Origin of the sequence: Neptuniibacter sp. SY11_33 (genome assembly GCF_047778025.1) — a bacterium.
Lineage (GTDB): Bacteria > Pseudomonadota > Gammaproteobacteria > Pseudomonadales > Balneatricaceae > Neptuniibacter.
Map to the genome: position 1 here is coordinate 661,296 of NZ_CP180543.1, position 21,484 is coordinate 682,779.

Annotated in this window: 21 protein-coding genes and 1 tRNA gene; 21 read left to right on the plus strand and 1 reads right to left on the minus strand. The window is 40.0% G+C overall.

All coding sequences use genetic code 11. The features are described 5' to 3' along the window. Positions 1 to 44: 44 nt before the first annotated feature. From ACMXYV_RS02850 to ACMXYV_RS02950, 21 genes are all read left to right on the plus strand, one after another. Complete coding sequence (locus ACMXYV_RS02850) at positions 45 to 1,748, plus strand: SDR family NAD(P)-dependent oxidoreductase (RefSeq protein ID WP_415890276.1); 1,704 nt, start codon at positions 45 to 47, stop codon at positions 1,746 to 1,748. Continuing rightward, a complete protein-coding gene (locus ACMXYV_RS02855) occupies positions 1,745 to 2,641 on the plus strand; it encodes a class I SAM-dependent methyltransferase (protein WP_415890277.1) in 897 nt (298 codons plus the stop codon). The genes ACMXYV_RS02850 and ACMXYV_RS02855 overlap by 4 nt, the downstream gene beginning before the upstream one ends. Further along, entirely contained in the window at positions 2,617 to 3,573 is a 957-nt protein-coding gene (locus tag ACMXYV_RS02860; RefSeq protein WP_415890278.1) for a glycosyltransferase family 2 protein, read from the plus strand. Before ACMXYV_RS02855 ends, ACMXYV_RS02860 begins: the two co-directional genes overlap by 25 nt. Before the next feature lie 10 nt (positions 3,574 to 3,583). Further along, positions 3,584 to 3,928, plus strand: a complete 345-nt coding sequence (locus ACMXYV_RS02865; RefSeq protein WP_415891416.1) for a GtrA family protein — start codon at positions 3,584 to 3,586, stop codon at positions 3,926 to 3,928. Positions 3,929 to 3,998: 70 nt separating this feature from the next. Beyond that, positions 3,999 to 5,204, plus strand: a complete 1,206-nt coding sequence (locus ACMXYV_RS02870; protein WP_415890279.1) for a radical SAM protein — start codon at positions 3,999 to 4,001, stop codon at positions 5,202 to 5,204. Continuing rightward, the gene (locus tag ACMXYV_RS02875) at positions 5,197 to 6,360 is read left to right on the plus strand and encodes a methyltransferase domain-containing protein (RefSeq protein WP_415890280.1); all 1,164 of its coding nucleotides are present in this window, start codon (positions 5,197 to 5,199) and stop codon (positions 6,358 to 6,360) included. Before ACMXYV_RS02870 ends, ACMXYV_RS02875 begins: the two co-directional genes overlap by 8 nt. Before the next feature lie 92 nt (positions 6,361 to 6,452). Beyond that, positions 6,453 to 7,694 (plus strand): glycosyltransferase family 4 protein, encoded by a 1,242-nt coding sequence (locus ACMXYV_RS02880; protein WP_415890281.1) that lies wholly within the window; start codon positions 6,453 to 6,455, stop codon positions 7,692 to 7,694. Between the two features lie 421 nt (positions 7,695 to 8,115). After that, positions 8,116 to 8,832 carry a transketolase gene (locus ACMXYV_RS02885; protein ID WP_415891417.1) on the plus strand — a complete coding sequence of 239 codons (717 nt, stop codon included), beginning with the start codon at positions 8,116 to 8,118 and terminating at the stop codon, positions 8,830 to 8,832. Further along, complete coding sequence (locus ACMXYV_RS02890) at positions 8,829 to 9,806, plus strand: transketolase family protein (RefSeq protein ID WP_415890282.1); 978 nt, start codon at positions 8,829 to 8,831, stop codon at positions 9,804 to 9,806. The genes ACMXYV_RS02885 and ACMXYV_RS02890 overlap by 4 nt, the downstream gene beginning before the upstream one ends. Beyond that, positions 9,799 to 10,464, plus strand: a complete 666-nt coding sequence (locus tag ACMXYV_RS02895; protein WP_415890283.1) for a NeuD/PglB/VioB family sugar acetyltransferase — start codon at positions 9,799 to 9,801, stop codon at positions 10,462 to 10,464. Before ACMXYV_RS02890 ends, ACMXYV_RS02895 begins: the two co-directional genes overlap by 8 nt. Before the next feature lie 8 nt (positions 10,465 to 10,472). After that, complete coding sequence (locus tag ACMXYV_RS02900; protein ID WP_415890284.1) at positions 10,473 to 10,712, plus strand: acyl carrier protein; 240 nt, start codon at positions 10,473 to 10,475, stop codon at positions 10,710 to 10,712. Beyond that, positions 10,712 to 12,091 (plus strand): AMP-binding protein, encoded by a 1,380-nt coding sequence (locus ACMXYV_RS02905; RefSeq protein ID WP_415890285.1) that lies wholly within the window; start codon positions 10,712 to 10,714, stop codon positions 12,089 to 12,091. The genes ACMXYV_RS02900 and ACMXYV_RS02905 overlap by 1 nt, the downstream gene beginning before the upstream one ends. Further along, a complete protein-coding gene (locus tag ACMXYV_RS02910; RefSeq protein WP_415890286.1) occupies positions 12,091 to 13,107 on the plus strand; it encodes an acyl-protein synthetase in 1,017 nt (338 codons plus the stop codon). The genes ACMXYV_RS02905 and ACMXYV_RS02910 overlap by 1 nt, the downstream gene beginning before the upstream one ends. Next, positions 13,091 to 14,281: an acyl-CoA reductase gene (locus tag ACMXYV_RS02915; RefSeq protein WP_415890287.1), complete on the plus strand. Its 1,191-nt coding sequence runs from the start codon at positions 13,091 to 13,093 to the stop codon at positions 14,279 to 14,281. The genes ACMXYV_RS02910 and ACMXYV_RS02915 overlap by 17 nt, the downstream gene beginning before the upstream one ends. Positions 14,282 to 14,286: 5 nt before the next feature. Continuing rightward, the gene (locus tag ACMXYV_RS02920; RefSeq protein ID WP_415890288.1) at positions 14,287 to 14,868 is read left to right on the plus strand and encodes a sugar transferase; all 582 of its coding nucleotides are present in this window, start codon (positions 14,287 to 14,289) and stop codon (positions 14,866 to 14,868) included. A 15-nt stretch (positions 14,869 to 14,883) separates the two neighbouring features. Continuing rightward, complete coding sequence (gene fabZ, locus ACMXYV_RS02925) at positions 14,884 to 15,342, plus strand: 3-hydroxyacyl-ACP dehydratase FabZ (RefSeq protein ID WP_415890289.1); 459 nt, start codon at positions 14,884 to 14,886, stop codon at positions 15,340 to 15,342. A 7-nt stretch (positions 15,343 to 15,349) separates the two neighbouring features. Further along, positions 15,350 to 16,921, plus strand: a complete 1,572-nt coding sequence (locus ACMXYV_RS02930) for a GMC family oxidoreductase (protein ID WP_415890290.1) — start codon at positions 15,350 to 15,352, stop codon at positions 16,919 to 16,921. Further along, entirely contained in the window at positions 16,908 to 17,294 is a 387-nt protein-coding gene (locus ACMXYV_RS02935; protein ID WP_415890291.1) for a hypothetical protein, read from the plus strand. Before ACMXYV_RS02930 ends, ACMXYV_RS02935 begins: the two co-directional genes overlap by 14 nt. Before the next feature lie 5 nt (positions 17,295 to 17,299). Next, positions 17,300 to 18,031, plus strand: coding sequence for an SDR family NAD(P)-dependent oxidoreductase (locus tag ACMXYV_RS02940; RefSeq protein ID WP_415890292.1), 732 nt, complete (start codon positions 17,300 to 17,302; stop codon positions 18,029 to 18,031). After that, positions 18,031 to 19,221 carry a DegT/DnrJ/EryC1/StrS family aminotransferase gene (locus tag ACMXYV_RS02945; protein ID WP_415890293.1) on the plus strand — a complete coding sequence of 397 codons (1,191 nt, stop codon included), beginning with the start codon at positions 18,031 to 18,033 and terminating at the stop codon, positions 19,219 to 19,221. Before ACMXYV_RS02940 ends, ACMXYV_RS02945 begins: the two co-directional genes overlap by 1 nt. 276 nt (positions 19,222 to 19,497) lie before the next feature. Continuing rightward, complete coding sequence (locus tag ACMXYV_RS02950) at positions 19,498 to 21,366, plus strand: polysaccharide biosynthesis protein (protein WP_415890294.1); 1,869 nt, start codon at positions 19,498 to 19,500, stop codon at positions 21,364 to 21,366. Between the two features lie 30 nt (positions 21,367 to 21,396). Here the strand turns inward: ACMXYV_RS02950 and ACMXYV_RS02955 are convergent. Continuing rightward, positions 21,397 to 21,473: transfer RNA gene (locus ACMXYV_RS02955), tRNA-Ile, on the minus strand. Positions 21,474 to 21,484 lie beyond the last annotated feature (11 nt).

Here is a 21,484-nt window from a genome sequence, read left to right on the forward strand (position 1 = left end):
CAGAATTGCTTCAATCGGTTTTTTCCTCATAGGGTATCGTAGTAATGAAAGACGAGCGTTATTTAGTTACAGGTGCAACTGGGTTTATTGGGCGGGCCTTGTGTAAGGAATTAATTCAATCAGGCAAGGAAGTTATAGCTTTAACTCGAAAACATGACAATGAGTTGGAGGCTATTGGAGTAGAAATTGTCGTTGGTGAGTTCGATGGCGACGAAGTTCTTGAGGCTGTTAGCCGTTGTTCTTATGTGGTGCATTGTGCTGGGAATGCTAAGTTTGGTAATGGCGATGTTTATTACAAAGAAAATGTAGAGTTAACAAAAAAACTTATTGATGCTTGCTTGTTTAAAAAGGATGAAGTGAAACGCTTTGTTTTTCTCTCAACAATAGGCGCGGTTGACCGGGCGAAAACCGACTTATGTGATTTTCCTTTAGTAGAGGATTCTAAGCTGTTTCCTAGTTCTGATTACGGTAAATCTAAACAAGATGCAGAGGAGATTGTTAAAAAATCGGGCTTACCGTATACGATCATTAGACCTGCTATGGTAGTAGGTAAAAAAATGCGATTTAACAGCCATTTTGCATTCTTTGCCAGGGCTGCACTTACTAAAAGTTTTTTTTCAAAATTTGCTTGGGAAGGCGAGTTTTCGATTGTTCATGTGTCTGATTTAGTATCTTCGATCATTCTGACATCAACTAATGATAGGGCTATAGATCAAACTTTTTTCTGTGCTGGTGATAAGCTTAAACTCAGTAAGTTCTTCGTTTCCTGTGCGCCTAATGTTTATAGGCTTCCTGTCAAATGGCTTCTGCCATTGTTATCTTTGTTTTGGAAGTTTATCCCGTTTTCTTTGAAAGGATTATTGGCGCCGGCTTTAACTGCAGATGATACTAAGCTTCGAGAGCTTGGCTGGATGCCAAAATATTCACCGGAAGTAGCGTTGGAAGAAGTCGTTAAGCGAGAGAAAGTAAGACTCGATTGGATGACGGATCCTGACGGCGTGACCGTTATAACTGGCGCTGCTTCCGGGCTCGGTTTAGCTCTATTTGAAAAGCTTAAAAAGCATAGAAAAAGAATACTACTCATCGATATAGATGAGGAGGGTTTGAAAGAAGCAGTAGCCGATAATTTAGATTGTGAATATGTGGTAGCTGATCTTTCTTGTGAAGATAAAATTAAAAGTTTACTTAAGAGTCGTGAATGGTCCTCAATTAATATATCCGAATTATATGCTTGTGCTGGGGTTGGATTTAAGGGAACGATTCAAGAGCTGGATTCTAGTAAACACGCATTAACATATTCCTTAAATGTCCTTTCTCGCTTAATGATCGGCCAGGACGTAATTAATAATATGCAGAAAAAAGGTTTTGGTAGGGTTGTCATGATTAGTTCTTCATCTGCATTTCAACCTTTACCATATATGGCGAGTTATGCGTCTTCTAATAGTGCTCTTCTTTCTCTAGTTGAAGCTTGGGGGCAAGAAATATCAGGAAGTGGGGTGCAACTTATGTGTGTTTGCCCTGGTGGTATGAAGACAAATTTCCAAAAAAATGCAGGGGTTAAAGAGCTTGAAAATGAGAAGTTGATGACCCCCTTAGAAGTCGCAGATCAAATATTGTGCGCTGTTAATGATGGCAAAACGACGGTGTTTGTATCGCCCCGCACCTACGCGATGTCATATTTAGCTCGCTTTCTACCTCGGAAATGGTCTGTATTGCTCTGGTCTAAGCTCATGGAGAAAATGAGATGATTGATCAGCCTTGTGCGATTTGTGGAAATGGGGTTAAAAAGGATACAGATAATGGCTATTTGCGTTGTACTAGGTGTGGTCATGAATCTTTAGAAACTTCAGATGAACAAGGTTTCATTATTAATGATTCATTAACTATGAGGGACGTCAAAAAAATCACTTCCCTTGATAAGTACAAAAGTAATGTTCTCAAGAGCTGTTGTCCTCGGGATATAAACAGTGGAGGAGTGCTTCTCGATATTGGCTCGGCATCAGGTAAATTTCTGTATCACAATTCGCACGATTTTTCTGATGCTTATGGTTTGGAAATTACTCCAGAATGTGTTGAGTTTTCCAAAACGGTATTGGAAATAAAGGTGATCGAAGATGTCTCTGAAGTTCCTTCAACAATTCAGGCTGTAACGGCGTGGCACTCTTTGGAGCATATTCCTGCGACTGCTTTGCGTTCAATTTTAGAAGTAGTTACTAAAAGCATGGATAAGGATGGGGTGTTTATAGTATCTGTGCCTAATGCCGATTCTAAACAGTACAGATGGTTTACAAAATCCTTTGCATACTATGATAACCCTCATCACCTGCATCAATTCTCAAATCGGTCGTTAGACTGTTTATTCGAACAGTTTGGTTTAGAAAGATCCATTACATTTGATACGGGCCCATATAACCGTTTTGGTTATATACAAGCAATTTTGAACAAGCTTGTTGGGGGGCATAATTATCTGTACTACCGTTTGAAACGTAAGAGTGGAATTTCAAACTATAAAAGTGATCTTCTAAATTTTACATTGTTGCCTTTTGCTTTATTGATAGGTGGTTTGTTATCGCTTTTCGATATGAATGATAAGAAAAATCAAGGAGTTATCACTGCGTGTTACAAGAAAAAAAGTTATTAAGTATTGTGATTCCTGTATTTAATGAAGAGGAAGTTCTTCCTGAGGCTCTTAGTCGTTTTGTTAAATTAAAAGATAAAATGTCAGACGTGGTTTCCGTTGAGTTGATATTTGTAGATGATGGCTCGCGCGATAGTTCACTCAATATTTTAAAGGCAGCTGCAAAAACGGATGAAACTATAAAGGTTCTCTCTTTTAGCCGTAATTTCGGTCATCAGATCGCTATAACAGCGGGAATGGATCAAGCGCATGGTGATTTTGTTGCTGTGATTGATGCTGATTTACAGGATCCACCAGAATTAATTGAGGACATGTATGCTGTCGCGACAAGTGGTTATGATGTCGTCTACGGTAAGCGGAAGTCTAGAGCTGGTGAAACTTTGTTCAAAAAAGCTACAGCATCGGCTTTTTATCGTATGATGAGTTATCTATGTGATGTGGATATTCCTCGCGATACTGGCGATTTTCGTGTTGTTTCAAGAAGGGTTGTAGAAGCTTTCAGAGGGTTAAGGGAAAGGCATCGTTTTGTTAGGGGGATGATTCCTTGGATTGGTTTTAGTGCTGTTCCTTTTGAGTATGAAAGACAAGAACGCTTTGCAGGGGAAACGAAATATCCTTTGAAGAAAATGCTCTCATTTGCTGCCAATGCAATATTTTCATTTTCGAAAAAGCCCCTTACTCTAGCTATTAGGCTTGGTGTTGCGACTATTGCGCTTGGGTTGCTGATGGCAGTGTATTTTCTATACATGAAACTCTTCACAGATACTCCAGTGCCAGGATTAACAGCAATTCTTGTCTCCATTGTTTTCTTTAGTGGGGTGCAAATTGCATTTATGGGGGGTCTTGGAGAATACATCGCGCGTATATTTGAAGAGGCGAAAGGGAGACCGCTGTACTTTGTTGCTGAAACAATTAATATCAAGCAGGCCGATTAAATATGCTCTAGTGGCCTTGTTTGGCTATTTTGTCGATTTTTTATGCTTTTACCTATTTATTCAGTTTGGACTTGGTGTTTTTGTCGCGAACTTAAATGCCTTCTTGGTCGGTGCTTTTATAAATTTGTTGTTGATTAGACGGTATGTTTTTCTGTCAAGCCGATTTAGCTTATGTCATGACTATGTTGCGACGATTGCGGTAAATGGTGGTTTTATTGTGATCGGAAGCTTTGCTCTGGTGTGGATAGTTGAGGCTTTTCCGGTAGATGTATATCTTGCAAAGTTTTTTATCAGTGGTGTTACGTTTGCGTGTAATTATCTAGTTAGAAAGGTTTTCTTTAACACATCGGCGTAATGCTGATGGTAATATACTGTCAGTCATTAAGCATGGCTAGTTAATCCCTATTAATAATTTAAGAGTTATCATGTTCTCTAGTTTATCTAAAACAACCTTAGCCAAAGCTGCTCTTTTTCAGAATGCTCCTGTGTATGTGCAGTTTTATGTAACGGCTAGATGTAACCTTACTTGTGAACAATGCAATATAATTTATGCAAACTCTGATGTGGCAGAGTGTTCAATAGATCAAATAAAAGGTATTGCTGATAATTTTGCTGAAATGGGGGTGGCAATTGTACTCCTGACAGGTGGAGAGCCTTTTGCCAGAAAAGATCTGCCGGAAATTATCAATGCATTCGAGTCTAGAGGAGTGCATGTGCGGATGCAGACCAATGGTTATGCGTCTGAAGAGCAGATTATTGCAGCTATAGAAGCTGGCGGTACAGATATCTCTATTTCACTGGATTCACTAAATCCTGCTCGGCAAGATAAAATTAATGGTGCTTTTAATAAGTCATGGCATCAAGCGCTAAAAGCTATTGCAACGTTCACTAAATATCTTCCTAAAGAAGGTAGTTTTGGTTCTCTTGGTTGTGTCCTTCAACCGGACAATATTTCTGATATAGAGGATGTTGTAAGGTTTGGTACTGAAATTTCGTGGTTTACATCGTTAGTACCTGTACATGTAACTGACTATGGGCAGCCAAGAGGCTTTAGAACATTCGATCAAAGCCTAGCTTTTCGCAAAGATGAACTTCAAGAGGTTGATAAAGTTCTTGATAGAGTCAGAGCAATGCGGGAAGAAGGCTTTCTCTTGTATGACAGTGATCAGTACCTTGACGATATAAAAAGGTTTGTAAGGGGGGAAGATATTGAGTGGAGAAATAAGAATAAGGGTGTATGTGATTCACCTAATCTTTACTTCGCTTTGCTTCCAAATGGTGAGTTTTCTCCATGTTGTGATTATCGCTTACCTCAAGGAGTGTCAGCCTTTGATCCATCGTTTCCTGAAGTTTATAAAGACGCTCAGTTCCGTAAAAATGTTTATGATGTAACGTCTTCGTGTGAAGGATGTATGTACGGTAGTTACCCCGAAATGACTATCGCTATGAGGTACATGAGGGCGAAAATTCAAAGGGTTCAGACTTTCTTTTCGTCGCCCCCTAAGAAAGATCAATGGCCATTGAACTATGACGATTTGTTAGGGATTGCGGAAAGGATTGCAAATGAAGAAAGGGAAAGACCTAAGTCTAGAAATGAATTGCTTAACTTGATTGATGTGACTCATGCCTAAGAAAATTAAATTTGAAAGTTTTATTTATCGTTTTCTCATGTCGGCAAACGAAAAAGAGTATCAGCCTAAAATTGAGTCGGAGTTAGCTAGTTGGGATGAGTTTGTTAGGAAAATTCATTTTGATTATTCACGTCCGAAAATAATCCTCTCCTGGGGAGCGGGGAATACCTGTCAAGTTGAATTTGATATGTCAGAACCGAAGTTATATGCCAGGGGTGATAGAGATAATATTACATTTCCAGAGTTGTTGTCTGGGGATCACATAAAGAAATTAAATAAACACTTTTTCGATAAAGCTGTAGAAAGTGTTGCTGACGCTGCAGGTTATGAATCAATGCAAAATACACCCTCTGAAACAGAAGAGCGTTTTGACAAAGAACGAGAATTTCATGATGCTTGGGCTAATAGTACTCAGGCGGATGAAATTGATGTTATCCAGTCAAATGAGGTCTGTACCGCGCCGGAGATGAGGGCCATTGTGCGTGGCCTAGGTGACTTACAAGGAAGGACGTTGTTAGACGTGGGCTGTGGTCTAGGTGAGGCAAGTGTGTATTTTGCTCTTAAAGGAGCTGATGTTACTTCTATGGATATCTCTCAAGGTATGTTGGAAGCAACTAGTAATCTTGCGAGCGTAAATGGCGTTTCTGTCTCTACTCATTTATCAGCTGCTGAGCAATTGAATCTTGGTAATAAACAATTCGATATTATTTATGCTGGTAATCTGCTGCATCATGTGGAAATTGCAGATACGCTTGAACTTCTCGAGCCTCACTTAAAAGAAGATGGCGTTATGGTTACTTGGGACCCACTAGATTATAACCCAGTTATTAATGTATACCGTAGAATGGCGATGGATGTTCGAACGCCTGATGAGCATCCTTTGAAAAAGGCTGATATTCAGGAATTTGAAAAGCGTTTCAAAACAGTTAAGACTGAGTACTTTTGGCTTACTACCTTAATTATTTTTCTGATCATGGCGATAATCCAACGAAGAAATCCTAATAAAGAGCGTTTCTGGAAAGTTGTTGTTGAGGAAGGTGATAAATGGGCTTGGCTATATCGTCCATTAGCTAGGTTTGATCAGCTCCTGTTGAAACTTTTACCCCCTCTAAAATGGTTGTGTTGGAACGTGGTCGTGTTTGCTAGAAAAAGATAGCTATTCATATACCCCTTAAAGTAACTGTTATCTAAGTGGCATCAAGTCGCTCAGTTATTTATAAATAAGCCCTCCTAATTTGGCATGCTTTTATGAAACTTATATATGTCTCAAAGTATTTCGATGTGCCATCCTATGGCGAAACTGGTTCCCGAGGATTTCATTTATGTAGGGAGTTATCTCGAAAAGGGCATGATGTAACAATCTTAGCGAGCAAACCTCCTCATTTATATGCTAAAGAAAAATTGAAACGTATATATACAAAGGAGGTGTTTGAAGCGTTAGACGTGATTTTTATTAAAACAATTGGTTTTGAAAAGAAGCGTTCGATAAAGAGAATTGTGACTTGGGTAGAGTTTGAAATTAAGGTTTTATATTACCTGCTTGTAAAACATCGTGATGCTGATGTTATTGTTGCTTCCAGTTTGTCGCTTTTTTCAATAGTAACTGCTCTATTAATGAAGTTGTTTTGTGGTACTCGAGTGGTATTTGAAGTAAGAGATATTTGGCCTCTGAGTATTATTGAACAAGGTGGGTTTAGTGCTAAAAACCCGTTTATGTGGTTGCTTTCAAAGATCGAACGGTTGGGATATAGGTTTTCTGATCATATCGTAGGAACAATGCCCAATTTAATAGAACATGTTAAGGGTATAGGTATAAATCATGCGCCAGTTAGTTGTATTCCTATGGGCGTTAGTGATGAGCATATTGCATCTCTGGAAATGGCTGAAAGCTGTGTTGATTCAATTGAAAACCTCAATTTTGTCCCCGAAGGTAAATTTTTAATTGGTTATGCTGGCGGTTTTGGAACCGCTAATGCCCTAGATTATATCTTTGAATCGGCTAAGTGCGTGACTGACCCACGAGTGCACTTTGTTTTGGTCGGTGATGGGAATTTGAAGAGTCATTATGAGTCTATTTACGGTGGATTGGAGAATGTGACAATTGGCCCAAGGTTAAGAAAACAAGATGTGGGGAAGTTCGCATCTAAATGTGATCTGATGGTTGTTTCAACAAACCCAGCGAAAATATGGAAGTATGGTCACTCGCTCAATAAAATTGTTGACTATATGCTGGCTGCGCGACCAAGTTTGTTTATTTATGACGGATATGACGATATGGTTTCTGCAGCAAAGTGCGGATTTTTTATCAACACATTTAAGCCATCAAAGATAGCATTGGAAATTGATCGAATAGCAAAAACGCCTAAAGGTACTCTTGCTGAAATGGGTGAGGCTGGCAGGAGATGGTTGTTATCGCGGCGCAAGTATTCCGTGTTAGCTGGCAATTATGAGTCTCTACTTGAGACTATTTTGACGGCTGATAAAAAGTAACATATTGTATTTTCAGAGGTTTATTGGACTCTGCTGGTGACTGGTAATATCAAAGTATTCAGTGATATTTGGTTTTGTTGAGAATGATTCCCGTCTTTTCTCTTCTTTGCTGCTGGGGCTGTGCCCTTTCTGTGTCTGAGTGATTCGCCTAGTTTGTTCCTTAGGATAGATTGATCTAGATAATTTTTTGGTTATTTATACGTTTGATTGATTGGATAGGTCTAGGTGAGAGAGTGCATTTCTATTAGAATTCACCTATATGAAATTATCGGGTGTTTTGCTCGTTTAATGTAAATTTTTTATTGAGAAATTATCTATGTGTAGTCGAACACTTAAGGAGTCTTCTGATTTAGTCAGAAGAAAGATTATAGAAATCGCATATTCGTGCGGTGAATCTTGCCATCTTGGTGGGTCTTTGAGCATGGTAGATGTTCTGACGGTTTTATATGGTCAGGTCATGAATTATAAAGCATCAGATCTGACTAGCCCTGATAGGGATATTTTTATCCTAAGTAAAGGGCACTGTGTTCTCGGCTACTACTCAACTATGAATGTATTTGGGCTAATGACTGATGAAGTACTTGATACTTTCCAAAAGGACGGTAGTCATTTGATAGCCCACCCAGTGAAGAATCTCGAACTTGGTATCGAAAGCTCGAATGGTAGTTTAGGGCAAGGCCTTTCATTTGGTCTAGGGGTTGCTCTTGGAATGCGTCTAGATAAGCAAGAGAGTCGATCTGTATATGTAATGATGGGTGACGGTGAATGTAATGAAGGCTCCGTTTGGGAATCTGCAGCCTCTGCCGCAGAATTTGAAGCAGGCAATTTAATTGCAATTGTAGATGTGAATGGTCTTAGGAATGACGGAGAAAACTTTACATATAATGGTTCGGTCGATCTGAAAAGTGTCTGGGAGTCATTTGGATGGCATGTCCAAGAAGTTGACGGTCATGACCATGAAGAGCTTTCTACAGCTTTTGATGAAGCTAAATCAAAAGCGGATAAACCATCTGTTATTTTAGCGCGCACAGTAAAAGGGCGCGGGGTTTCATTTATGGAACATAATAATGACTGGCACCATAACCGCATTACAGCAAAAACGTACGGTCAGATTGTCGAGGAGTGGGAGCGCTCATGATTGCTATTGATAAACGTAAGGCGCGAGCTTGGTCTAGAATGGGTCCGCGTGCAGTTTACGGACAGTTTTTATTAGAAATGGCACGTGAAGATGGAAAAGTTTTGGCGCTGTCTGCTGATTTAGGAAGGTCATCAGGGCTTTCTGCTTTTTCAAAAGAATTACCTCAACAGTTCTTTAATACCGGAATTGCTGAACAGAATTTGGTTGGGATTTCTTCTGGTTTAGCCCGGATGGAATACAAAGTTTTTTCTTCGACTTTTGCACCATTTGCTTCATTACGCGCTGGCGAGCAGGTAAGAATGAACCTCGGGTACATGCAGGAGCCGGTTAACCTAGTAGCATTGGCAAGTGGATTTGCTTTGGGTTTTCTAGGTAATTCTCATTTTGGGATCGAAGATGTTGCTGTTATGAGGGCTATTCCAGGTATTACAATAGTTTCCCCAGCTGATTGTTTTGAAATGTATAAATGCCTAAATGCGGCCAAAGAGCTAAATTCACCAGTTTATATTAGATTGACAGGTGGGGTAGGTATGCCAGTGGTATATGAGGAAGATTATGATTATGCCATCGGCAAAGCAGAAGTACTTCGCCCTGTAGAGCGAGTTACTGTAATTGCTCACGGCACTACTGTCGGTCATGCACTAAAGGCAGTTAAGGCAATGGAAGAAGACGGGCTTAATGTTGGTCTTGTAAATATGCACACGATAAAACCATTAGATGAAGGTGTTCTTAATCAAGTGTTTGATAAGAGCGATCATGTGATGGTATTTGAAGAGCATACTGTTGTCGGTGGGCTGGGGTCAGCAATACTCGAATTTATGAATGATAACCAGCGAATAGGCCCTGTTGTTCATAGATATGGTGTTAGGGATAACTTCCCTAAAACTGGGAATTATGACTATATGCTTCAGACTTTAGGTCTAGATGCAGCAGGTATTGAAGCTTCTATTCGTAAGGTTTTAGTTGATGCTTAATAAGAGCAAAGCTCCTATTTGGTATATATATGGGGCTGGTGGTTTAGGTCTAGAAACTGCGGATATATTATTAGAGTCGATAGCTAATGGTGTTAATTCAGAGCATCAAATAGTTTTTCTTGTAGATAGCCCGGCTAATGAATTTGAGAATGGTATTCCTATTGTTGGCTTCGAGAGTTGTATTGAGGGCTCAAAAGTTACAATAGCCGTCGGTGAGCCTGATATTCGTAAAAAGCTAGCAGCAAAAGCAATTGATAAAGGTTTAGAATTAGCCTCTATTATCTCTTGCCGAGCATATGTTTCTAATTCCGCAGTTATTGGTGCTGGTTCAATTATAGCGCCGTTTTCATCTGTGCAATCTTTGGCCTGTATTGGCAAGAATGTTTCGGTAAATACTCAGGCTATTATCGGACATCATGTAGTGGTGGATGATAATGCTGTTATTTCCTCACAAGTCAATCTTGGTGGTTCATCTAGAGTTGGTTCAAGCTCATATGTTGGGATGGGCGCACTCATTTTAGAAAAAATAAATATAGGGCAGTGGTCCGTTATTGGTATGGGATCGGTGGTCTATAAGGATGTGCCAGACGAAGTGGTTGCTCTTGGGAATCCAGCTCGTGTAGCTAGAAAGAATGAAGATAAAAAGGTTTTTAAATAGGAGGATACATGTCAAACCGTAATAAATATGATGAGATCTTTATTGAGGTTTTTGAAATTGAAGCGGATCAGCTAAATGAGAAGCTTGAATATCAAAGCATCGAGGCTTGGGATAGTGTAGGGCATATGTCTCTAATGGCAGCCTTGGAAGATGAGTTCGATATTATGCTAGAAATGGATGATATCGTAGACTTTGGCTCATATATGACTGGCGTTGAGACAATGAAAAAGTACGGAGTTGATATCTAGTGTTTTGGACTGACAGGGGTACTGCTGAGGATTCACGTCCTTTTATAGTAGATAGTGAAACCACTTATACATTTGCCGAAGTATTTACGATGGGGGATGAGTTCTTTTCAGGCATTGAGCGAGGAATTGCTCTTATTGCATGTAAAAAGAATTTAGAGACTATTGCTTTATACTGCGGGGCCTTAAGAGCTAATGTTGTGCCTCTGTTGATCGATGCTGATATGGTCGAAGCGTCCGTAATAGAATTGGCGGAATTGTATGAAGTTGAATATATTTTAACGGATCAAGATTTAGCTTTAGAAGGCTATAATTGCGTAGATAGTTTTCGTTCTATGAAAATGTTCAAAAGGAATTTGGTTGTTTCAGAATCTCTTTTTGATGATCTATGTTTGTTGCTTCCTACTTCTGGCTCAACTGGAGATCCGAAGTGTGTGAGAATGAGTGCTCTTAATATTACCAGCGCTACTGAGTCAATTGTGCGCTATATGGGGCTTTCATCAGATAGGGTTTCTATTTCATCTTTACCGCTACATTACACTTTTGGGTTGTCTGTGCTCAATTGTGCGCTTGAATCACGCTCATCCTTTGTCATAACTGATTTGTCCTGGTTAGATCGAGCTTTTTGGCAGTTAGCTGAAAAAGAGAAAGTGACTGATCTCTCAGGAGTACCGTTTATGTTTGAGGTGCTCCGCCGAGTAAGGTTAACGGATTCGCTCTATGAGTCCTTGAAATGTGTGAATCAAGCAGGGGGTAGGTTAGAGCCCAAATTGACAGAATACTTTTTAGAGCAGTTTGAGAAAAGAGATGTAGAGTATCTCACAATGTACGGTCAAACCGAGGCCTCCCCTCGTATATCTTATGTGCCAGCGAATCAAGGTAAGTTAAAGGTGGGGACAATTGGAGTTCCTCTTGATATTGGCTCCTTACAAACAGATGCCGATGATGGAATGGATGAAGGTGAATTGATTTATCGTGGTCCTAACGTTTGTTTAGGATATGCGAGAAAGCGCTCAGATCTATCACTAGGCGATGATAATAATGGGGTTCTTTATACTGGGGATGTTGGAGTCATTGATTCGGATGGCTTTGCTACAATTGTAGGTCGAAAAAAACGATTCGCTAAAATTTTCGGCATGTCAGTGAATCTTGATGCCCTAGAATCTATGGCAAAAGGCTGTGTTGAAAAGTCAGCAGTTATTGCGCGAGATGACTTAATTATTGTTGTGGAAGCTGAAGATAGAGCAAAAGAGCTACGTGAGTACATTCTATCTAAGGTTAATTTCCCCCCAAGAGGATTGAAGTGCCTTACTATAGAGGAGTTGCCTTTCAAAAGTAGCGGTAAGCTTGATTACCAAAAATTGATGGGCGATTTTTTATAATGCATAGCGATTTACTTTCAGATCTTAAAAGCTTAACGGAACATCATTCACAGAAATGTGAAACTTATAAGGCTTACATTAATGCCTTATTTCCTGATTATGCTCAGGCAGTTGCATTTGATGAGTTGCCTTGGTTGCCTGTTAGGGCATTCAAGCAATTTGATTTGCTGAGTATACCTAACGAATCAATTTTTAAAACCATGCATTCATCGGGTACTGGTGGAGTTCAGTCTAGGATTTATTTGGATCAGGAAACTGCAAAGTTGCAGCAAGCGAAGCTAATAGAAGTGTTCCAGACATTCTTTGGAAAAGCTCGATTTCCAATGCTTGTGATTGATGCTGAATCTACTGTTAAAAATAGGAAAAAATTTTCTGCTCGAACCGCGGCGATTAATGGCTTTAGCATATTCTCTCGCGGGCGTGAGTTTGCTTTAAATGAAGATTTGGATATCGATATTCAACGAGTACAGCAGTTTCTTGAGAAGTATTCGGGCAAACAAATTTTTATCTTTGGATTCACCTTTATTGTATGGGAAAAGTTTATTGAAAGAATTGAGGAGCTTGAATTAGATTTTGATTTCTCAAATGCTTTTCTTGTCCATGGTGGAGGTTGGAAAAAGCTTGAGAATAAAAAAGTTTCTTCCGAGGTATTTAGAGATCGTATTTCAAAGGCGATTAACTGTAGCAAAGTTCATAATTACTATGGAATGATTGAGCAAACGGGTTCTATCTATATGGAATGCCCTAATGGGCATTTGCATGCTCCCAGCGGAGCGGATGTTCTTATTCGAGGGCGAGAGGATTTTCTTCGGAAAGATCATTCTGAAGAAGGGCTTATTCACTTGTTCTCAAATATACAAAGGAGCTATCCAGGCCATTCTTTATTAACTGAGGATATTGGGTATACATTACCTGCTTCAACGTGTGATTGCGGACATGAAGGGACAATTTTGAAAGTTAAAGGACGTCTTGAAAAAGCTGAGGTTAGGGGGTGTAGTGATGCTGTTAATCGATGAAGCTACTATCAAACCTACGCAGTCTCTATTGAGTCATGTCGAGCGTAAAAGGGTAAATGTAGCAGACGAGCTTCGCTTAGAGTTTTTGTTTGAGTTATCTCGTTTAATACTAAAATCGAATAAAGCGAAGAGCTATCCTGATCTTTGCACCTTTGCTTATTATTGCAGAGAAAAATCTATACTTTCTAAGTTAGAAACTTATTCCAGCATAAGAAATAAGAAAGGTTGGGGAACTATTATTCATATTGCACCGGCCAATGTCCCTATTAATTTTGCTTTTTCATTTATATTTGGCTTTTTATCTGGGAACTCTAATGTTGTAAGACTTCCTTCAAAGTCGTGGCCTCAAGTAGAAATGCTTATTGATTTTATTGGTCAGGTTCTTGAAAAGGACGCCTATAAAACCATTAAGGATACACTTGTATTTATTAAAACTGAGCATGATAGTGGGTGGCTTAAAGAAGGAATTAAGAATTGCGACGGACTACTTGTTTGGGGGGGGGACGATACCGTATCGCAATTTAGAAGTTTCCCCAAATTACCCCGATGTGTTGAAATGTATTTCCCTAATAGGGTGTCAAGTCTTGTAATTGACGCAAAAAGTTTTGCTTTAAACGATGCAAAACAACGACAGCGAGTTTTACAATCTTTTTATAATGACACTTATGTTGTAGATCATAATGCTTGTTCGTCCCCTTCAAAGGTTCTATGGGTTGGTTCAGATGCAGAAGTGAAAGAAGCTCAGGCGCTCTTTTGGAAAGAGGCTAAAGAGGTTCTAAATATTAAACAATATAGTTTGGATCCTGTTGCGCGAATCGATCGTTATTTGGATTTGATGGAAAGTATTTCAATTCAGAATGGTCCAGCTGTTTTGTCGCAATGGGCGCCGGACTTATGGACTCAGAATGATAGTTCGAATAATGGACTGTATAGATATGGGAACTTCCTTCAATTGTCTCACCCTAATTTGTTAGCTGCTCTGTCTAATTTGGAGCAAGATGAACAAACATTAACTTACTTTGGTTTTGATCCTCAGTTAATTGCTAAGAATTTGGAAGAAAATGGTAGTTTAGTTGATCGGATTGTACCTATCGGAAGAGCCCTAGAAATGAATTTCTTATGGGACGGAGTAAATCTTCTAGATCGATTTTCTCGATATACTGAGACGGACTAATTCTGATGTACCAATACTTTTTTAAGAGATTATTTGATTTTATTGTTGCGTTCTTACTACTACTGCTCTTATTTCCTTTAATGTTACTAGTGGGGTTGCTAGTCGCAATTAAGATGGGGCGTCCTGTTATTTTTAGTCATACTCGAAGCGGTAGGAATCAAAAGCCTTTCAAAGTTTATAAATTCCGTTCAATGATTGATGCACCGGACCTTTCAGATAGCGAAAGAATCACACAGTTTGGTTTACTCTTAAGAAAACTCAGCTTGGATGAACTACCTCAGCTTTTTAACGTATTAAAAGGTGATATGAGTCTGATCGGTCCAAGACCTTTACTACCTGAATATGATAGCCATTACAGCACAGAACAGTTGAAACGTTTTATGGTTAGGCCCGGGGTTAGTGGCTTAGCACAGGTTAATGGCAGAAACGGGTTAACATGGGAGCAGAAGTTTGCTTATGATGTTGAGTATGTTGATCGGTTGTCTTTCTTACTTGATTTTAAAATATTGTTAAAGACAGTTGTTGTGGTTTTTCGTTCTGCTGGTTTCAGTCCAGCAGGCGAAGAAAAAAAATTTTCTGATAAATAACCTTTGAGGTGATACATGGCGTTCTCACTTAATTGTGAAGAGTTAAAGCGTTTTCAGCCAAATCGGTACCCATTTTTGATGATCGATTATGTGACTGAAGTCGAACCAGGGAAATATGCCAAAGGCTATAAAAATTTAACTAATAATGAATGGTACTTTCCAGTTCATTTTCCTGATGGGCCTAACATGCCAGGGGCTCTACAACTAGAAGCGATGGCTCAAATGCTTACAGTAGCCATTACTACTCAAGAGGGTTTGGAAGGGAAGGTTACCCATGCCTTAGAGCATCGAGTTAAATTTAAGAAAGAGGTTCTTCCTGGACAGCAATTGGTTATTGAAGCTGAAGTTATTAGCTGGAGACGTGGCGTTTGTAAGGGTAAAGCGGTAGGTAGGACCGACGGTGAAGTAGCCTGTGAAGCAGAAATGTTAATTACAATTCCAGATATACTAGATCAGTATTTGCCTAAGAAGTAGCCCTTAAATGTATGACTATATTGTTGTAGGTGCTGGTGCAGCAGGGGCTGCAGCGGCATGGAGATTTGCTCAACATGGAGCAAAGGTATTGTGTGTAGATCGCGGTTCAGAGTTAGATAGAAGCAAATATCCAACTACACAATCAAATTGGGAATTGTTAAAACAAACTGAATTTAGCCCTGTTGCCTCAACTAGAGGGAATGAAGCGGACTACCCTGTTGATGACTCTGAGTCGCCGATTGCCATCTGTAACTATAACGCTGTGGGTGGTTCAACGATACTATACTCAGGTCATTACCCTCGCTTTCTAAGATCTGACTTTAAACTAGCATCAGATGAGCAGGTTGGAGTGGATTGGCCTCTAGAATATGATGAACTATTGCCGTATTTCGAACTTAACGAATCTGAAATGGCAATGTCTGGCCTTCCTGGAGATCCTTATTTTCCGGAAATAGAGCAGGCTTTACCTCCAGTGCCCCTAGGTAAAATTGGAGAAAGGCTCGCTGAAGGCTTTAACCAACTTTCATGGCATTGGTGGCCTAGCTTTGCTGCAATCTCGACTCGCAGCAGAGGTGAGCGCTCTCACTGTATCAATTTAGGGCCATGTAATGTTGGATGTCCTCAAGAAGCTAAATCCAGCGTGGATATTACATACCTGCATAAAGCTAGATCCTATGATTTCCAATTAGAGTCTAACTTTGCGGTAGCGCGCGTACTAACTGAAGATAACAAAGCAGTCGGGGTTGAAGGTTATAATTCTGAAGGGGAAATAGAACGCTTTTTGGGGAAGAACGTTGTTCTTGCATCAAGTGCTGTTGGTACGCCTAGAATACTTCTAAACAGTAAAAACGATGATTACCCAAATGGATTAGCTAATAGTTCAGGTTTGGTTGGCAAAAACCTAATGATCCATCCGCTGGGATATGTAGAGGGGGTTTTTGATGAGTATCTTGAGACAGATATAGGTCCTCAGGGATGCATGTTGTATAGCTTAGAATTTTATCGTAATGAAGAGTCTCAACATCAATTAGGTTACATGATGCATGCATTGAGAGGTGCCGGAGCTGTTGAGGTCGCAAAATCAGCACTGTCTAGACGAAAGTTGAGATTTGGTGAAGATCTTTATAATGATTTTTCAAGCTTCTATGGACGCCAGGCTGTTATTGCTATTATTTGTGAAGATTTACCCGAAACCAAAAACTTAGTTGAATTAGACCCTGATAATTGTGATCGTTTTGGTGTTCCTGGTGTCAAGGTGTCTTATGAATTAAGTGATAATACCAAAAAAATGATGGTACATGGTATGGGTAGGGCGCGTGAGGTCATGGCTGCTGCTGGTGCTAAAAAGAGCTATGCCCATGGTCCAGTTAGAAATACTGGATGGCATATTATGGGAACATGCAAAATGGGTAGTGCACCTAATAATTCTGTCGTGGACGCTAAAGGTAAATGCCATGATGTTGATGGCCTGTATGTGGTTGATTCGAGTGTTTTTCCTACAAGCTCTTGTGTCAATCCCGCTAATACTATTCAGACAGTAGCTCTATATTTGGCTGACAGAATTCATGAATCAAATTAATAATGAAGCTTTAGAACTATTGGATTCGCTATTTCCAGGAAACGATAGAGTACCTGGTTTTAATCAATTAGAAGAACGTTCAAAGTTAGCCTCATCAATAAAATACTTGGATCAAGTTGTTCCTCTCTATTTGAATGTGCGAGGCCAATTGCCTGATGGCGGTATTAATGAGTACCTAAAGCTCATGAAGAAAGATAAGTCCATAAAAACTCAGGACTTTTTAGAATCTGCGTTAGAAGTTTATTTTTCTGTTCCTGAGGTCGTTAGAGCTGCAACAGGGGCTCCAGTGCCTTTGTTTCCCAATCAGCGGGTATTACCCGATGTCGACTTTGATTTGTTAGAACCTGTGTATATAAGAATGATCGCGGAGTAAATGGAATGAGTAATACTACGGCGGTAGTGACCGGAGGCTCTAAAGGGATCGGTCTGGAGATTGTTTCGCAGTTCGCAGAACAGGGGATTCATGTAATTGTCTGTAGTCGAAATTGCTCGCAAGATTTATACGACCTGATTGAGCAAAATGCCCCCGAGCAGATTAGGTGGGTTGAGATGGATTTGCTTAATGAAGCTTCGGTTAAGAAATCAGCGAAAGATGTAGTTAAAAGTTGTGAACAAATTGATGTCCTTGTGAACTGTGCCGGTGTGGCTCAGGGTTCTGCTTTTTTGATGACCAGGCTAGAAGAATTTAAATCGGTCTTTGATGCGAATTATTTTAATACCCTGTTATTTACTCAAATTATTGCTAAAAAAATGATTAGGAAAAAGAAGGGCTCGATCATCAATATAGCGTCAACAGCAGGCTTACTTTCGGATCCTGGGACTTTAGTTTATGGGGGAAGTAAAGCGGCTTTGATCCATAGCACTAAAGTACTTGCAACTGAATTAGGTGCATTTGGAATCAGAGTTAATGCGATCGCACCAGCAATAGTTAATACCGAAATGGGTAAGAAAAATGACGAAAAAGCAATGGAATTGTCAGATAAGCGATCAGCACTAGCAGGAATAATAGAGCCCGAGGAAGTGGCAGCAACAGTCTGCTTTTTAGCTTCAGATAACAGTTCATCCAAAATTACGGGACAGGTCATCAGAATTGATAGAGGTATTCACTAATGTCAATTTCCTCTTTTTCTCCTTGGCCCTCATTTACAAAGGAAGAGGCTGATGCGGTTAGCGAAGTCTTATTGTCTAATAAAGTAAATTATTGGACTGGAAATCAGGGGCGTCAATTTGAGAAAGAGTTTGCAGATTTTGTTGGCGTAAATCATGCCATTGCTGTGAGTAACGGTACGGTAGCATTGGATCTTGCGTTGAAAGGCATAGGTGTATCTGTTGGTGATGAAGTTATTGTTACTTCAAGAACATTTTTGGCTTCCGTTTCGAGTATTGTAACTGCAGGTGCTGTACCTGTATTTGCAGACGTTGATTTGGATAGCCAAAATATAACCGCCGAAACTATACGCCCTGTCATAACATCGAAAACAAAAGCCATAATATGTGTCCATTTGGCTGGGTGGCCATGTGATATGGATCCTATTATGGACCTGGCTGCTGAGAACAATATTAAGGTCATAGAAGATTGTGCGCAAGCACATGGGGCTAAGTACAAAGGTCGTTCCGTTGGCTCCATAGGTCATGTAGGTTGTTGGTCTTTCTGTCAGGATAAAATTATGACGACTGGCGGAGAAGGAGGGATGGTGACGACCAATGATCGTGTTTTATGGTCCCTAATGTGGTCATATAAAGATCATGGAAAGAGTTGGAAGGCGATCTATGAGCAGCAACACCCGCCAGGCTTTCGATGGTTGCATGAGTCCTTTGGTACTAATTGGAGGCTTACAGAAATGCAGTCTGCAATAGGTCGAATACAACTTAGTAAGTTATCAGAGTGGCAAAAATCGCGATTTAACAATGCTAAGAAAATCTGGAATTGTGCTCAGAAAAACAAACATCTTAGAGTGCCTGTCTTTAATTTAAAAATTGATTCTGAGTCTACTCAGCCAACTTTACATGCGGCTTATAAGTGTTATGTATTTGTGAATGGTAGTGAATCCGATAGGGATTCGATAATGCAGAACATTGTGTCCATGGGTATCCCCTGTTTCAGTGGGTCTTGCTCAGAGGTTTACCTTGAAAAGGCTTTTGACGGTACGGGGTTTAGACCTGAAAAAAGGCTGGGTAATGCCAGAAAGCTGGGTGAAACAAGTCTAATGTTTCTATGTCATCCAACTGTTGCTCCTGATGAGATTGAAAAAACCTGCAAGGCTCTGGATGAGGCTGTCAATGCTCACTTCTCTTGTTAGTCTTTGTATTTGAATTGTTCGATTGGTAAACATTTTCTAAGGTTAAGAAACTTTAGGTGCGTTTATTGTTAACAAGGAATTTGGCTATAAAGCTCAGTTGAATTTTTTTGCTCTCTGGTTGTTTTAATAAGCCAGTGATTTTAAAAAGTTGCTCGCTAGTAGCATTATTAAATACACAAAAGTTATTAAAAGTTTATGGATAAGTATTACGGCGCACCAACAACATCCTTCCATTATAGAATTATGTCCCTAGGGCGTAGTAGCAAGAAAATGATTATGTTACTTGCTGATTTAATTGCCCTACCTCTTGCTTTGTGGTCAGGTTATGCTTTGCGTTTAGCGGAATGGTGGCCAATTGAGTATTTACAAGAAGCTTGGGCGCTGTTTCTGTTTACCCCAGTAATTGGAACACTAATTTTCATGAAATTAGGATTGTATCGGGCTGTGGTACGTTTCATGGGTGCCCAAGCAATCTTATCTGTTTGTAAAGGTGTTTTGGCTTTAGCGGTTTTGTTATGGGCCGGGGCGATTCTTTTGGAAGTAAAGCCTTTTCCTCGGTCAGTTCCAATTAATTTTGCTTTAGCTGCTTTAGTGTATGTAGGTGGAAGTCGCTTTCTTGTAAGAAGTTATTATCACTGGCTGCTCAAGTTTTATGTTGAAAAAGAGCCCGTAGTTATTTATGGGGCTGGTGGCTCAGGTGTGCAACTTGCTTCGGCACTAGGAGGAGGAGCTGAATACTTGCCGATAGCTTTTGTTGATGACGATAAAGGGCTATGGAAAAGCACTGTTAATGGTTTACCGGTTTATTCACCTAATGATTTACATTGCCTCATCGATACGCATTCTGTTCGGCAGGTTTTACTTGCATTACCTTCGATAGGAAGGTCTCAGCGTAGATCGGTTTTAGAAAAACTGGCTGAGTATAAAGTTCATGTTAAGACTGTTCCAAATCTACCTGATATTATCTCTGGTGAGTCGGTAGAAAATCTGAGAGATGTTGAGCCTGAGGATCTTCTGGGTCGTGATACAGTTCCTCCAAATGAGGATTTGCTCAAGCGAAGTATCGAAGGTAAGGCTGTTTTAGTTAGCGGTGCTGGAGGGTCAATAGGCTCAGAGATTTGTCGACAGGTGCTTAACAAGAATCCATTGCTACTTGTTCTTTATGAAATGAGTGAGTTTGCTCTTTATACCATAGAGAAAGAGCTGCAAGAACGTCTCGATTCAATTGGAAATAAGACTGCAATTTATCCAGTTTTGGGCAGTGTGCTGGATGCGCAACGAGTAACTACGGTAATTAATAAATTTGATATCGATACGATTTACCATGCTGCTGCATATAAGCATGTGCCAATGGTCGAGCACAATGTATTTGAGGGAATTAAAAACAATGTGTTTGGTACCAAGGTCATGGCGGATGCGGCTCTCGAGTCTGGTGTAGAGCGCTTTGTTCTTATTTCAACTGACAAGGCAGTTCGCCCGACTAATGTAATGGGAGCAACTAAGCGCCTTGCTGAAATCGTTCTGCAGGATTTGGCTTCGTCTTCACCAAGTACTGTTTTTTCAATGGTGCGTTTTGGTAATGTCTTAGGATCCTCTGGATCTGTGGTACCACTGTTTCGCCACCAGATAAGCACAGGAGGGCCAATTACAGTAACGCATCCTGAAATTACGCGCTTTTTTATGACGATACCTGAAGCGGCATCTTTAGTTATTCAGGCTGGCTCTATGGCATCTGGGGGAGATGTGTTTGTTCTAGATATGGGACAGCCAGTAAAAATTGAAGAGCTGGCTAAGCGAATGATAAGTCTTATGGGGCAAGAATTTAAAACTGAATCATCCGCCAAAGGAATAGGAATTGAGTACAGTGGTTTAAGGCCTGGTGAAAAGCTATATGAGGAATTGCTTATTGGTGAAGATGTTGTTGGAACCGAGCATTCAAAGATTATGCGAGCGTTGGAAGAAAAGTTGGAAGCTGCAGAGTTAAGTGAGCTGTTGGAAAAATTGCTTAGATCTATAGCTATTGGTGATAGTTTCTCAGCTAGATCGCTGTTAGAAGGTTCTATACCTGGGTACGAGCCCTCATCCCCAGTTGTTGATTGGCTTGCAACTAAAAAGTATGTAGTCAGTGAAAAGCCTTTCCACTGAAAATGAATGCAGAATTAGATGTTTTTAAGGTGGTGGGCCTAGCAGGACTCGAACCTGCGACCGATCGATTATGAGTCGAGCGCTCTAACCAACTGAGCTATAGGCCCTAAGAAGGGTG

Excerpts from the sequence above, each read along its gene's own strand:
- fabZ (WP_415890289.1), top strand. The coding sequence starts at position 14,884 with ATGGCGTTCTCACTTAATTGTGAAGAGTTAAAGCGTTTTCAGCCAAAT.
- ACMXYV_RS02875 (WP_415890280.1), top strand. The coding sequence starts at position 5,197 with ATGCCTAAGAAAATTAAATTTGAAAGTTTTATTTATCGTTTTCTCATG.
- ACMXYV_RS02885 (WP_415891417.1), top strand. The coding sequence starts at position 8,116 with ATGGTAGATGTTCTGACGGTTTTATATGGTCAGGTCATGAATTATAAA.
- ACMXYV_RS02895 (WP_415890283.1), top strand. The coding sequence starts at position 9,799 with ATGCTTAATAAGAGCAAAGCTCCTATTTGGTATATATATGGGGCTGGT.
- ACMXYV_RS02850 (WP_415890276.1), top strand. The coding sequence starts at position 45 with ATGAAAGACGAGCGTTATTTAGTTACAGGTGCAACTGGGTTTATTGGG.
- ACMXYV_RS02870 (WP_415890279.1), top strand. The coding sequence starts at position 3,999 with ATGTTCTCTAGTTTATCTAAAACAACCTTAGCCAAAGCTGCTCTTTTT.
- ACMXYV_RS02940 (WP_415890292.1), top strand. The coding sequence starts at position 17,300 with ATGAGTAATACTACGGCGGTAGTGACCGGAGGCTCTAAAGGGATCGGT.
- ACMXYV_RS02920 (WP_415890288.1), top strand. The coding sequence starts at position 14,287 with ATGTACCAATACTTTTTTAAGAGATTATTTGATTTTATTGTTGCGTTC.
- ACMXYV_RS02910 (WP_415890286.1), top strand. The coding sequence starts at position 12,091 with ATGCATAGCGATTTACTTTCAGATCTTAAAAGCTTAACGGAACATCAT.
- ACMXYV_RS02855 (WP_415890277.1), top strand. The coding sequence starts at position 1,745 with ATGATTGATCAGCCTTGTGCGATTTGTGGAAATGGGGTTAAAAAGGAT.
- ACMXYV_RS02935 (WP_415890291.1), top strand. The coding sequence starts at position 16,908 with ATGAATCAAATTAATAATGAAGCTTTAGAACTATTGGATTCGCTATTT.
- ACMXYV_RS02930 (WP_415890290.1), top strand. The coding sequence starts at position 15,350 with ATGTATGACTATATTGTTGTAGGTGCTGGTGCAGCAGGGGCTGCAGCG.
- ACMXYV_RS02890 (WP_415890282.1), top strand. The coding sequence starts at position 8,829 with ATGATTGCTATTGATAAACGTAAGGCGCGAGCTTGGTCTAGAATGGGT.
- ACMXYV_RS02945 (WP_415890293.1), top strand. The coding sequence starts at position 18,031 with ATGTCAATTTCCTCTTTTTCTCCTTGGCCCTCATTTACAAAGGAAGAG.
- ACMXYV_RS02915 (WP_415890287.1), top strand. The coding sequence starts at position 13,091 with ATGCTGTTAATCGATGAAGCTACTATCAAACCTACGCAGTCTCTATTG.
- ACMXYV_RS02950 (WP_415890294.1), top strand. The coding sequence starts at position 19,498 with ATGTTACTTGCTGATTTAATTGCCCTACCTCTTGCTTTGTGGTCAGGT.
- ACMXYV_RS02900 (WP_415890284.1), top strand. The coding sequence starts at position 10,473 with ATGTCAAACCGTAATAAATATGATGAGATCTTTATTGAGGTTTTTGAA.
- ACMXYV_RS02880 (WP_415890281.1), top strand. The coding sequence starts at position 6,453 with ATGAAACTTATATATGTCTCAAAGTATTTCGATGTGCCATCCTATGGC.